Below are 13,719 nucleotides of genomic sequence, written 5' to 3' on the forward strand. Positions count from 1 at the left end.
CCAATCGCTGGTTTTTTTATTGCTGTCTCCAGCATTTATCAGCAAAAGTTGATCTTTCAACAGAAAAATGATCAGCCTTTAAACCAATCATTTTTTGAATATATTTTATACTCAATGAAAATCAAAGAGCAAACTAGGAAGCTAGCCGCAGGTTGCTCAAAACACTGTTTTGAGGTTGTGGATAGAACTGACGAAGTCAGTAACAAATATACGGCAAGGTGAAGCTGACGTAGTTTGAATTTGATTTTCGAAGAGTATTATTTTTTAAATATGGAGATAGAGCCTTGTAAACTAGGCAAACAAAAAAGAGGTTGGGACAAAAGATCCCGACCTCACTTTTTGTTAGCAATCAAACTTTGACGCGGTAGCTGATTGAACTTTTTGTTCGTCTTTTAGACTCCAAAAAGCTCATAAACATCCTCGCGGGGTTGGGACTACGAAATCGAGACTTTGTCTATCGATTTCTGTCCCACCGCCTTTTTAAAATATAATGGAGCCGGTGGGAGTCGAACCCACGTCCAAACACCTGCTAACATATTTGTCTACAACCATAGGTTATGTATTGTTTTAACAGCTCCTTGACACATAACTCAAGCCTAGAAACTGCGAGTCTATAAATCTCTTATCAAACTGCTAGACAAAGTTTGATCGTATCTCGCTAATAATAAGACCTGTCATTGAACACGAGCGATCCAAATCGGGTCACGCCTGCTGGTTTTTAGGCAGCTAGAGCGTAAGAAGTGTTATTTTTTGCAGTTATATTTAACTGAGCGTTTACGTCGCCACACGAGTCGCAAAATATGCCTCATAATGCCTGTCGAATCCGTAACGACCCCAAAAGACAATACAATTATTATACCTTATCTGAGGGGAAATTGCAAAAGTCAAGTAAAAAAAGGAATGACACTTTGGCATGTATATGTTTTAAAAGTGACTGTTTAGAGCGATGAAGAGTCATCAAATTAGTTAGAAAATCAAGAGAAAAACTGAAAATCATGTTATAATAAAACGATAGAATCGTAAGAAAGAGTGGATGATTTTTTTGATAATTCCTACTTATAATTGGCAATTTGCTCCGCAAGTTGAGGATGCGGATTTTACAAAGATCGCTAAGAAAGCTGGTTTGGGCCCTGAAGTAGCTCGTTTGTTATTTGAACGAGGTATCAAGGATGAGACCAGTCTGAAAAAATTTTTAGAACCTTCTTTGGAGGATTTGCATGATCCCTACCTTCTGCATGATATGGAAAAGGCAGTAGAACGGATTCGTCAGGCTATTGAGCAAGGGGAGTTGATTCTCATTTACGGGGACTACGATGCAGATGGGATGACTTCGGCTTCCATTGTCAAGGAAAGTTTGGAGCAGTTAGGTGCCGAGTGTCTTGTTTATCTTCCCAATCGCTTTACGGATGGTTATGGTCCAAATGCCAGTGTCTACAAATATTTCATCGAACAGCAGGGGGTGTCTTTGATTGTGACGGTGGACAATGGTGTGGTGGGGCATGAAGCCATTGATTTAGCTCAGTCTATGGGAGTGGACGTCATTGTGACCGATCACCATTCTATGCCTGAAGTTTTACCAGATGCCTATGCTATTATCCATCCTGAACATCCAGGGGCGGACTATCCTTTCAAACATTTAGCAGGTTGTGGTGTCGCTTTTAAGTTGGCATGTGCTCTTTTGGAAGAAGTGCAGGTTGAGATGTTAGACTTGGTTGCTATCGGTACAATTGCCGATATGGTCAGCTTGACGGACGAAAATCGTATCATGGTCCAGTATGGTCTTGAGGTCTTGCGCAACACTCAACGAATGGGTCTGCAGGAAATGTTTGAAATCGCTGGGATTTCGAGTAGCGATGTGACAGAAGAGACGGTTGGTTTTCAGTTGGCACCTCGTTTAAATGCCCTAGGACGCCTGGATGATCCCAATCCAGCCATTGATTTGTTGACTGGATTTGACGATGAGGAAGTGCATGAAACTGCCCTTTTGATTCATCAAAAAAATGAAGAACGTAAGGAAATTGTTCAGTCGATTTACGATGAAGCCAAAGGCATGGTGGATCCTGAGAAAAGTGTTCAAGTTTTGGCTAAGGAAGGCTGGAATCCGGGAGTTCTTGGAATTGTGGCAGGGCGTTTGCTTGAAGAACTAGGTCAGACAGTTATTGTACTGAATATCGAAGATGGACGTGCCAAGGGTAGTGCTCGAAGCATAGAAGCAGTCGATATCTTTGAAGCCTTGGATCCACATCGAGAACTGTTTATCGCATTTGGTGGTCACGCAGGTGCTGCAGGTATGACCCTTGAAGTGGATAAGTTGGAAGTCTTGTCTGATGTTTTGGAAGCCTATATCCGAGAAAAAGGTGCAGATGCCCAAGGTAAAAACAATCTATTTTTAGACGAAGAACTGGATTTAGAGGCCTTGAGTTTGGAGACGGTGAAAAGTTTTGAACGTCTAGCTCCTTTTGGGATGGATAACCAAAAACCTGTCTTCTATATTCGAGATTTTCAAGTTGAAAATGCTCGCGTTATGGGGGCTGGTAATGCTCATCTCAAGCTGAAAATTTCCAAAGGTGAGGCTAGTTTTGAGGTGGTCGCTTTTGGTCAAGGGAAATGGGCGACTGAATTCTCACAGACCAAGCAATTGGAATTGGCGGTGACTCTCTCTGTCAACCAATGGAATGGACAAACCACCTTGCAGTTGATGATGGTTGACGCCCGTGTAGAAGGTGTCCAGCTCTTTAACATCCGTGGCAAGAATGCCCTGTTGCCAGAAGGTGTACCTGTTTTGGACTTTAGGCAAGAGTTGCCTGATGTGACCTCTTGTTCAGCTATTGTCATAAAAAATATTCCTGAAGATTTATCCTTTCTTAAGAAAATCTGTCAGGAGCAGGATTTTTCTGCTATTTATTTTAAAAATGATATAGCCAAGGCTTACTACTTAACGGGCTATGGAACGAGAGAGCAGTTTGCAAAATTGTATAAAACCATCTATCAGTTCCCAGAGTTTGATATTCGCTATAAACTCAAGGATTTGGCGGCCTATCTCAAGATTGAGCAAATCCTATTAGTCAAAATGATTCAGATATTTGAAGAGCTTGGATTTGTGACCATTGACAATGGTGTCATGAGGGTGAATAAAGAGGCTGAAAAGCGTGATATGGCTGAAAGTCAGATTTATCAAAAGCTAAAACAAACTGTTAAAGATCAGGAGATTATGGCGCTTGGAACAGTCCAGGAAATCTATGATTTCTTGATGGAAAAAAGTGAATAGAGATCGAAAGAGTTGGCTTGCTGACTCTTTTTGTTTGCTATCAAGTGGAAGTTGGCTGGAGGAGAAAATGGAGAAAGGAATGAAAAAGGAATTCTTGGTAGATTATAAACACTGACAGGGAAAAGGGGTGAAGTGACTTCATCTTTGCTAAAGGGATACTTTTGGATATGTATGATTTTTGTAATAAGAGATAAAGCTGCTTGCCAGGATGATTTTCTATTAGAAGGTAATGTGAAAAAGTGTGTGATATAAAGGTTGATGGAGGATAAGGATTTTGGGAGAAAAGAGAACCTGCTGTGGCTGAGAATCCCTTTTGGATCTTGTTAAAACAGTTGAAGATTAGAAGTAATCTGACGGCTTAGTTGGGATTTAGCCAACTTGGCTTTATAAGATAAAAATAGATATTTGAAGTGTTAGGTTCTGTAAGATTCATTTTGAAAATTACTAAAAAAATGGTATAATGAATGGAAAAGATTCGGCTGAAAGTGAATTGGACTTTCAGAAAAAGAGAGTTTTTAAAGCTCTACAAACAGTTGAAGTGACTATTCGGAGGAAAAATGAATACTATTAAATTAACAACACTTGGGGGTGTACGTGAAAATGGTAAAAACATGTACATCGCAGAAATTAACGACTCGATTTTTGTATTGGACGCAGGTTTGAAATATCCTGAAAACGAACAGTTGGGTGTCGATGTCGTTATTCCAAATATGGAATATCTGTTTGAAAATAGCGACCGTATTGCTGGGGTTTTCTTAACACACGGGCATGCGGATGCGATTGGTGCCCTTCCTTATCTCTTGGCAGAAGCTAAGGTTCCTGTATTTGGCTCAGAGCTGACCATCGAACTTGCCAAGCTTTTTGTTAAGGGGAATGACAGTGTCAAGAAATTTGATGATTTCCATGTCATTGATGAAAATACAGAGATTGATTTTGGTGGAACGGTAGTATCCTTCTTCCGTACAACCCACTCTATCCCAGAAAGTTTGGGTGTGGTCTTAAAAACGTCTGAAGGAAATGTTGTTTACACAGGAGATTTCAAGTTTGACCAAACGGCTAGTGAATCCTATGCTACTGACTTCGGTCGATTGGCAGAGATTGGTCGCGAAGGGGTCTTGGCTTTGCTCAGTGACTCGGCTAATGCAGATAGCAATATCCAAGTAGCCAGTGAAAATGAAGTTGGTGTAGAAATCACGCAAACCATCTCTGACTGGGATGGACGTATCATCGTTGCTGCGGTTGCAAGTAACCTTTCTCGTATCCAGCAAGTTTTTGATGCAGCCGCGGAGACAGGACGCCGTGTTGTTTTGACAGGATTTGATATTGAAAATATCGTCCGTACAGCGATTCGCTTGAAAAAATTATCTTTAGCAAGTGAAAATCTTTTGATTAAACCAAAAGATATGTCGCGTTTTGAAGTTCATGAGTTGATCATTCTTGAAACTGGACGTATGGGTGAACCGATTAACGGCCTACGCAAGATGTCTATCGGTCGTCACCGTTATGTTGAAATCAAAGAAGGTGACCTAGTTTATATCGTTACAACACCATCAATCGCCAAGGAAGCGGTTATGGCGCGTGTAGAAAATATGGTCTACCAAGCAGGTGGAGTTGTCAAGCCAATTACTCATAGCTTGCGTGTGTCAGGACATGGGAATGCGCGTGATTTGCAATTGATGATCAATTTCTTGCAACCTCAGTATCTCTTCCCGATCCAAGGAGAATACCGTGAGTTGGATGCCCATGCTAAGGCTGCTATGGCAGTTGGTATGCTACCAGAACGTATTTTTATCCCTAAAAAAGGGACTACTATGTCTTACGAGCATGGGGACTTTGTTCCATCTGGTGCAGTTACAGCAGGCGATGTTTTGATTGACGGGAATGCTATTGGAGATGTTGGGAATGTCGTTCTTCGTGACCGTAAGGTCTTGTCAGAAGATGGGATTTTCATCGTGGCTATCACTGTTAACCGTCGCGAGAAGAAAATCATTGCTAAAGCTCGAGTGCACACGCGTGGATTTGTCTATCTCAAGAAGAGCCGTGATATCTTGCGCGAAAGTACAGAGTTAGTCAATCAAACAGTAGAAGACTATCTACAAGGTGAAGAGTTTGATTGGGCAGAGCTCAAAGGTAAGGTACGTGATAATTTGGCCAAGTTCCTCTTTGACCAAACCAAGCGTCGCCCAGCTATCTTACCAGTAGTCATGGAAGCAAAATAGGATCAAATAGCAAGAGAAAGTCGAGTTTCGGCTTTTTCTTATCTTAAATGAATAAGGAGCAAGTTATGGCAGTAATGAAGATTGAGTATTACTCAGAAGTTTTAGATATGGAGTGGGGAGTGAATGTTCTCTACCCTGATGCGTCTCGGGTTGAGGAGCCAGATTCTACGGATATTCCTGTTCTTTATCTCCTTCATGGGATGTCAGGAAATCACAACAGTTGGCTCAAACGGACCAATGTAGAGCGCTTGGTGCGAGGGACCAATCTGATTGTTGTCATGCCTAATACAAGTAACGGTTGGTATACAGATACTCAGTATGGCTATAACTACTATACAGCTCTAGCAGAAGAACTGCCTAAAGTGCTCAAACGTTTCTTCCCTAATATGTCTAGCAAGCGTGAAAAAACTTTTATCGCTGGCCTTTCAATGGGAGGCTACGGTTCCTTCAAGTTGGCTTTGTCAACCAATCGTTTCTCACACGCAGCTAGTTTTTCTGGTGCTCTTAGTTTCGAAGAGTTTTCTCCAGAAAGTCAAAATCTTGGAACGCTTGCTTACTGGCGAGGAGTTTTTGGCAAGCTTGATAACTGGGAAACTAGTCCTTATTCACTTGAAAGCCTTGCAAAAATGTCAGACAAGAAGACCAAGCTTTGGGTTTGGTGTGGCGAGCAAGATGTCTTGTATGCTGCCAATAACCTAGCGGTGAAGAACCTCAAAAGGCTTGGTTTTGATGTGACCTATAGCCATAGTGCAGGAACTCATGAATGGTATTATTGGGAAAAACAATTGGAACGGTTTTTGGCTACACTGCCGATTGATTTTGTTTTGGAAGAACGCTTGTCTTAGTTTTAGTTTTCTTTCAGCTTACTAAAGTAAAATAAGGAATCTATCTTTAGAATGGGAATCCATGGTTTAAAGGTGGATTCTTATTTTTTTAGAAAGGCGGGAAATCATGTTCTGGATTATACGTGTTCTATGTCGATTGTTACTAGGAATTTGGCGCATGTTCTGGCGCCTTGTGTGGACTCTTGTAGTCTTAATTCTCATTGCTTTAGGGATTCTCTGGTATGTGACGGGAGATTTATCTGGTGTCTTCAATCAAGCGGGGCAACTTGTTCAAGTTGGTCAAGCAGGTTGGCATCAATGGCAAGAAACTGGTAAGTTGCAAGGCTTGTCTCAGACCGATCATCATCAAGATTCAGGAGTAAAATGGCCCCAAGCGCAGGCGACAATTTATATTGATCCTCAAATGGATGCAACCTTTCAAAAGGCTTATGTTGAGGCTATTACCAATTGGAATCAGACCGGTGCTTTTAATTTTGTACTTGTGACAGAACCTGACCAAGCAACTATTTTTGCTACTGAAATGAATGATGGTTCCACATCTGTTGCTGGTGAGGCGGAGAGCCAGACAAATCTCCTAACCAAACAATTTACTTCAGTAACAGTTCGTTTGAATCATTATTATCTATCCAATCCAAACTATGGCTATACCTATGATCGTATCTTGCATACGGCAGAGCATGAGCTAGGTCATGCCATTGGCTTGGAACATACTAATGAAGTGTCAGTCATGCAGCCAGCAGGTTCTTATTATGGTATTCAGGCTCAAGATGTTCAAGCAGTTCAAGAACTATATGAGTCTGGAGAATAAGTGATTTTCAAACGAAAAATAGAGCTCCTTGATGTAAGCAATGAAGGGGGCTTTTTGCTATAATGGAACTATGAATAACTTGATTAAATCAAAACTAGAGCTCTTGCCGACCAGCCCTGGTTGTTATATTCACAAAGATAAAAACGGAACGATTATCTATGTAGGAAAGGCTAAAAATCTACGTAACCGTGTACGGTCCTATTTCCGTGGGAGTCATGATACCAAGACAGAAGCCTTGGTGTCTGAAATTGTAGACTTTGAGTTTATTGTTACGGAATCCAATATTGAGGCCCTCCTTCTGGAAATCAACTTGATTAAGGAAAATAAGCCTAAATACAATATTATGCTCAAGGACGACAAGTCCTATCCTTTCATCAAAATTACCAATGAGCGCTATCCTCGCTTGATTATCACCCGTCAGGTCAAGAAAGACGGAGGTCTCTATTTTGGACCCTATCCGGATGTGGGGGCGGCCAATGAAATCAAGCGACTTCTGGATCGGATTTTCCCTTTTCGCAAGTGTACTAATCCACCATCGAAGGTTTGTTTTTATTACCATATCGGGCAGTGCGTGGCTCACACCATCTGTAAGAAAGACGAGGCTTATTTTAAAGCTATGGCCCAAGAAGTCTCTGATTTTCTTAAGGGACAGGATGACAAAATCATCGATGACCTCAAGGAAAAGATGAATGTGGCAGCTCAGAGTATGGAATTTGAGCGTGCAGCTGAATATCGAGATCTGATTCAGGCCATTGGAACCCTTCGGACCAAGCAACGAGTTATGGCCAAGGATCTCCAAAATCGCGATGTCTTTGGTTACTACGTGGATAAGGGTTGGATGTGCGTTCAGGTATTCTTTGTCCGCCAAGGTAAGCTCATTGAGCGTGATGTCAACCTTTTTCCTTACTACAATGATCCAGATGAAGATTTCCTGACTTACGTTGGGCAGTTTTATCAAGAAAAATCTCATCTGGTTCCCAATGAAATTTTGATTCCTCAGGATATTGATGACGAGGCTGTTAAGGCTTTGGTGGATACCAAGGTTCTCAAACCCCAACGTGGGGAGAAAAAACAACTGGTTAATCTCGCTATCAAAAATGCGCGTGTTAGTCTAGAGCAGAAATTTAACCTGCTAGAAAAATCAGTTGAAAAGACTCAAGGTGCCATTGAAAACTTGGGACGACTCTTACAAATTCCAACCCCAGTCCGCATCGAGTCCTTTGACAATTCCAATATCATGGGGACTAGTCCAGTTTCTGCCATGGTTGTTTTTGTCAATGGTAAACCGAGCAAGAAGGATTACCGCAAGTACAAGATTAAGACGGTGGTCGGACCAGATGACTATGCTAGTATGCGAGAGGTCATCCGCAGACGCTATGGGCGCGTCCAGCGTGATGGCTTGACCCCGCCAGATTTGATTGTCATTGATGGGGGGCAAGGTCAGGTAAATATTGCTAAGCAAGTTATCCAAGAGGAGCTAGGCTTGGATATTCCCATTGCAGGTCTGCAAAAAAATGACAAGCACCAAACCCATGAATTACTCTTTGGAGATCCGCTTGAGGTGGTGGAGCTGTCTCGGAATTCTCAGGAATTTTTCCTCCTGCAACGCATTCAGGATGAGGTACACCGTTTTGCCATCACCTTCCACCGACAACTCCGTTCGAAAAATTCCTTCTCCTCTCAATTGGATGGAATTGAAGGCCTGGGTCCAAAACGTAAGCAGAACTTGATGAAATATTTCAAATCTCTGACAAAAATCAAGGAAGCCAGCGTGGATGAGATTGTCGCAGTTGGTATACCAAGAGCAGTAGCAGAGGCTGTTCACCAACACTTGAATCCCCAAGAACGCGTAGAACTAGCTCAGGTAGCAGAGTCGCCTGCTGAATACAAGTGATAAAGTAACAAGGAAAGGTTTTTGCTTTAGCGAGTGCAAGCTAGTCAGAATTGTGGTAAAATAGATAAGATATGACTAAAGAATTTCATCATGTAACGGTCATGCTCCATGAAACCATTGATATGCTTGATGTAAAACCTGATGGTGTTTACGTTGATGCGACCTTGGGTGGAGCAGGCCATAGCGAGTATTTATTAAGTAAATTAAGTGAAAAGGGGCATCTCTATGCCTTTGACCAGGACCAGAATGCCATTGATAATGCCCAAAAACGTTTGGCACCTTATATCGAAAAAGGAATGGTCACCTTCATCAAGGACAACTTCCGTCATTTGAAAGCCCGTTTACAAGAAGCGGGTGTAGAAGAAATTGATGGCATTTGTTATGACTTGGGAGTTTCGAGCCCGCAATTGGATCAGCGTGAGCGAGGTTTTTCTTACAAGAAGGACGCGCCACTGGATATGCGGATGAACCAGGAAGCTAGTCTGACAGCTTATGAAGTAGTGAACCATTATGACTATCATGACTTGGTTCGTATTTTCTTCAAGTATGGCGAGGACAAATTCTCCAAACAGATCGCTCGGAAGATTGAACAGGCGCGTGAGTTGAAGCCGATTGAAACGACAACAGAATTAGCAGAGATTATCAAGTCTGCTAAGCCTGCCAAGGAACTCAAGAAAAAAGGTCATCCTGCCAAGCAAATTTTCCAAGCCATCCGTATTGAGGTCAATGATGAATTAGGAGCTGCAGATGAGTCCATCCAACAAGCTATGGAATTACTAGCAGTGGATGGAAGAATCTCAGTCATTACCTTTCATTCGCTGGAAGATCGCTTGACCAAGCAATTGTTCAAGGAAGCTTCAACAGTGGAAGTGCCAAAAGGCTTGCCTTTCATCCCAGATGATCTTAAGCCCAAGATGGAATTAGTCTCTCGCAAACCGATTTTACCAAGCAAGGAGGAGTTGGAGGCCAATAATCGTTCCCACTCAGCCAAGTTACGAGTAGCTCGAAAAATTCATAAGTAAGGGGATAAAATGGTAGAAAAAAGAGAAACGACGAGCCAATTACTGCAAGCTCGTATCAAGAGATTTTCACGTGTTGAGAAGGCTTTTTACCTTTCGATTGCCATTACAGCCCTTGTCTTAGCCATCAGTGTGGTTTATATGCAGACCAAGCTCTTGCAAGTCCAAAGTGAACTAACGACTGTTAATGCTCAGATTGAAGAAAAGAAGACAGAGCTGGATGATGCTAAGCAAGAAGTCAATGAATTGATCCGTTCAGAGCGTCTGACAGGAATTGCGGATTCGCAAGAACTGCAACTGAATAATGAAAATATCCGATCGGCGGAGTAGTATATGAAAACCTGGAAAGAAAAAATAGTACACTTTGCCATTAAGAATCGCAAATCTCCCCTTGAAAACCGCAGACGAGTTGGGAAGAGCCTTAGTCTCTTAGCCGTCTTTCTCTTTGCTGTTTTTTTGGTTAATTTTGCGGTGATTATTGGTACGGGGAAGAAGTTTGGTGTTGACCTGGTCAAAGAAGCCAGTAAGGTTCACCAAACGACTCTAACAGTTCCTGCTAAGAGGGGAACCATTTATGATCGTAATGGAACGCCGATTGCAGAAGATGCAACCTCCTACAATGTTTATGCTGTTATTGATAAGGATTATAAGTCAGCTAATGGAGATGTTCTATATGTAGAAGAATCTCAGTACAATAAGGTAGCCGAAATTTTCCATAAGTACTTGGATATGGAGGAGACCTACGTCAAGGATCAACTCTCTCAACCAAGTCTCAAACAGGTTTCCTTTGGTGCTAAAGGAAATGGGATTACCTACGCTAATATGATGTCCATTAAACAGGACTTAGAAGCTGCCAAGGTCGAGGGTGTCAATTTTACCACTAGTCCCAATCGAAGTTATCCAAATGGAAAATTTGCTTCATCCTTTATTGGTTTAGCTCAGTTACATGAAAATGAGGATGGGACAAAAAGCCTTATTGGGACATCTGGTATGGAGAGCTCCTTAAATAGCTTGCTGGCAGGGACAGATGGCATTATTACCTATGAAAAAGATCGTTTAGGTAATATTGTTCCAGGTACGGAACAAGTTACCCAACAAACGGTAAATGGAAAAGATGTCTACACGACCTTATCCAGTCCATTGCAATCCTTTATGGAAAGTCAAATGGATGCTTTTCAAGAAAAAGTTAAGGGCAAGTACATGAATGCGACCTTGGTTAGTGCCAAGACAGGGGAAATTCTTGCCACAACCCAAAGACCGACTTTTGATGCAAATACAAAAGAAGGCATAACAGATGACTTTGTTTGGCGAAATATCCTCTATCAAAGTAATTATGAGCCAGGTTCGACCATGAAGGTCATGACCTTAGCTGCTGCTATTGACAATAAAACCTTCTCTGGAGGCGAATACTTTAATAGCAGTGAATTAAAGGTTGCTGATGCGACTATCAGGGACTGGGATGTTAATGATGGCTTGTCAGCTGGAAGTATCATGACTTACTCGCAAGGTTTTGCACACTCAAGTAATGTGGGTATGACCTTGCTCCAACAAAAGATGGGGGATGCTACTTGGTTAGAATACCTTAATCGATTCAAGTTTGGAGTTCCAACTCGTTTTGGAATGCCCGATGAGTATGCGGGACAACTACCTGCAGATAACGTTGTTAATATTGCCATGAGTGCTTTTGGTCAAGGTATCTCTGTTACCCAAACCCAGATGCTTCGAGCTTTTACAGCCATTGCTAATGACGGGGTTATGCTAGAGCCTAAGTTTATCAGTGCCCTTTATGATCCTAATGATCAGACCGTGCGGAAGTCCAAAAAGGAAATTGTAGGTAATCCTGTATCAAAAGAAGCGGCTAGTCTGACTCGAGAAAATATGATTTTGGTTGGTACAGATCCCGTTTATGGTACAATGTACAATAAACTTACCGGTAAACCAATCGTTACTGTACCAGGTCAGACTGTTTCTGTAAAATCAGGAACTGCCCAGATTGCTGACGAACAAAAAGGGGGATACTTAAAGGGAGGCACCAACTATATCTACTCAGTAGTTTCGATGAATCCGAGTGAAAATCCTGATTTTATCCTCTATGTGACAGTTCAACAACCAGAACATATTACTTCAGTACAACTAGGAGAGTTTTCTAACCCGATTTTGGAGCGAGCTTCAGCCATGAAAGAGACGCTCAATCTTCAATCTGCGGCTAAGAATTTGGACCAAGTGACAACTACAACTAGTTATGCCATGCCTAGCATTAAGGACTCTAGCCCTGGAGATTTAGCTGAAGAACTCCGTCGTAACCTTGTACAACCAATTGTTATCGGTTCGGGAACAAAAATCAAAGAAAGCTCTGTAGCAGAAGGAACCAATCTAGACGCCAATCAGCAAATCTTACTCCTTTCAGATAAGGTAGAAGAGATGCCTGACTTATATGGCTGGTCTAAGAAAAATGTTGAAACCTTTGCCAAATGGCTGAATCTTGAAGTTGAGTTTGAAGGCACAGGAGAAACTGTTAAAAAGCAAAGTGTTCGTTCTAATACAGCTTTAAAAGATTTACAGAAAATAAAAATAACATTAGGAGATTAGAATGCTTATTTCTATCTTTGCTGGAGTGATTGCCTTTATTCTAACAGTCATAGGAATTCCAGCCTTTATCCGTTTTTACCATAAAGCACAGATTACCGGTCAACAGATGCATGAGGATGTCAAACAACACCAAGCAAAAGCTGGGACACCAACAATGGGAGGACTCGTCTTTCTCCTAGCAGGAGTTTTCGTTAGTCTGGTCCTTGCTCTCGTGACTAATCAATTAACCAATAATGTCGGAATGATCCTCTTCATCCTGGTCTTATATGGTTTGGTCGGTTTCTTGGATGATTTCCTCAAGGTTTTCCGCAAAATCAATGAAGGACTTAATCCTAAACAGAAGCTCTTGCTTCAGTTGGTCGGAGGAGTGATCTTCTATTTCTTCTATGAAAGAGGAGGAGATATCTTAAATGTATTTGGTTATCCCTTGCATTTAGGTGTTCTTTATATTCTCTTTGCCCTCTTCTGGTTGGTCGGTTTTTCAAATGCAGTTAATCTGACTGACGGAATCGATGGCTTGGCAAGTATTTCGGTGGTGATTAGCCTATCTGCCTATGGAGTGATTGCCTATGTGCAAAATCAGCTTGATATCTTACTAGTGATTGTAGCTATGATTGGTGGTCTTCTTGGCTTCTTTGTCTTTAACCACAAGCCTGCTAAAGTTTTCATGGGAGATGTTGGTAGCCTAGCTCTTGGAGGGATGTTGGCGGCTATTTCCATGGCGCTACACCAAGAATGGACGTTACTCTTGATTGGTTTGGTCTATGTTTTTGAAACCACATCTGTTATGATGCAAGTTACCTACTTTAAGTTGACTGGAGGAAAACGTATCTTCCGTATGACACCAGTTCATCACCATTTTGAGTTGGGTGGTTTTTCTGGGAAAGGTCAAGCTTGGAGTGAGTGGAAGGTTGATTTCTTCTTCTGGGGAGTGGGCTTACTTGCTAGTCTCTTGACTTTGGCTTTCATGTATTTATTCTAAAAAAGAATGTAGAATCATTAGATAGAGGCTGGGACAAAAGTCCTAGCCTCTCAATTGTCTATGGATTGTCGAGCAAGACGCAGTTGTTGAGTGGA

Annotated in this window: 10 protein-coding genes and 1 other RNA gene; 10 read left to right on the top strand and 1 reads right to left on the bottom strand. The window is 41.7% G+C overall.

Annotated elements, in window-relative coordinates:
* Window positions 1–222 (top strand): hypothetical protein (locus SINDD18_RS11080; RefSeq protein WP_346962577.1); only part of this gene is annotated, 222 nt, incomplete at its 5' end.
* Between the two features lie 266 nt (window positions 223–488).
* Here SINDD18_RS11080 and ssrA read toward each other — a convergent pair.
* Window positions 489–836: a transfer-messenger RNA gene (gene ssrA / locus SINDD18_RS00030) on the bottom strand.
* Window positions 837–1,042: 206 nt separating this feature from the next.
* Here ssrA and recJ point away from each other — a divergent pair.
* From recJ to mraY, 9 genes are all read left to right on the top strand, one after another.
* The gene (gene recJ / locus SINDD18_RS00035; protein ID WP_061863211.1) at window positions 1,043–3,268 is read left to right on the top strand and encodes a single-stranded-DNA-specific exonuclease RecJ; all 2,226 of its coding nucleotides are present in this window, start codon (window positions 1,043–1,045) and stop codon (window positions 3,266–3,268) included.
* A gap of 557 nt (window positions 3,269–3,825) precedes the next feature.
* Window positions 3,826–5,487: a ribonuclease J gene (locus SINDD18_RS00040; protein ID WP_061862646.1), complete on the top strand. Its 1,662-nt coding sequence runs from the start codon at window positions 3,826–3,828 to the stop codon at window positions 5,485–5,487.
* A 65-nt stretch (window positions 5,488–5,552) separates the two neighbouring features.
* A complete protein-coding gene (locus SINDD18_RS00045) occupies window positions 5,553–6,332 on the top strand; it encodes an alpha/beta hydrolase (protein WP_049508296.1) in 780 nt (259 codons plus the stop codon).
* Between the two features lie 106 nt (window positions 6,333–6,438).
* Window positions 6,439–7,140 (top strand): matrixin family metalloprotease, encoded by a 702-nt coding sequence (locus tag SINDD18_RS00050; protein WP_049508294.1) that lies wholly within the window; start codon window positions 6,439–6,441, stop codon window positions 7,138–7,140.
* Window positions 7,141–7,210: 70 nt separating this feature from the next.
* On the top strand, window positions 7,211–9,034 hold the full coding sequence (uvrC, locus tag SINDD18_RS00055; RefSeq protein WP_061862647.1) for an excinuclease ABC subunit UvrC: 1,824 nt from the start codon (window positions 7,211–7,213) through the stop codon (window positions 9,032–9,034).
* A 71-nt stretch (window positions 9,035–9,105) separates the two neighbouring features.
* On the top strand, window positions 9,106–10,056 hold the full coding sequence (gene rsmH, locus SINDD18_RS00060) for a 16S rRNA (cytosine(1402)-N(4))-methyltransferase RsmH (protein WP_061862648.1): 951 nt from the start codon (window positions 9,106–9,108) through the stop codon (window positions 10,054–10,056).
* Window positions 10,057–10,065: 9 nt separating this feature from the next.
* Window positions 10,066–10,383, top strand: a complete 318-nt coding sequence (ftsL, locus tag SINDD18_RS00065) for a cell division protein FtsL (protein WP_000229661.1) — start codon at window positions 10,066–10,068, stop codon at window positions 10,381–10,383.
* 3 nt (window positions 10,384–10,386) lie between these two features.
* A complete protein-coding gene (gene pbp2X, locus SINDD18_RS00070) occupies window positions 10,387–12,642 on the top strand; it encodes a penicillin-binding protein PBP2X (RefSeq protein WP_061862649.1) in 2,256 nt (751 codons plus the stop codon).
* A 1-nt stretch (window position 12,643) separates the two neighbouring features.
* Window positions 12,644–13,624, top strand: coding sequence for a phospho-N-acetylmuramoyl-pentapeptide-transferase (gene mraY / locus SINDD18_RS00075; protein WP_061862650.1), 981 nt, complete (start codon window positions 12,644–12,646; stop codon window positions 13,622–13,624).
* The last annotated feature ends 95 nt before the right edge of the window (window positions 13,625–13,719 follow it).

The sequence above is a fragment of the Streptococcus infantis genome (assembly GCF_001579645.1).
Classification (GTDB): domain Bacteria; phylum Bacillota; class Bacilli; order Lactobacillales; family Streptococcaceae; genus Streptococcus; species Streptococcus infantis_E.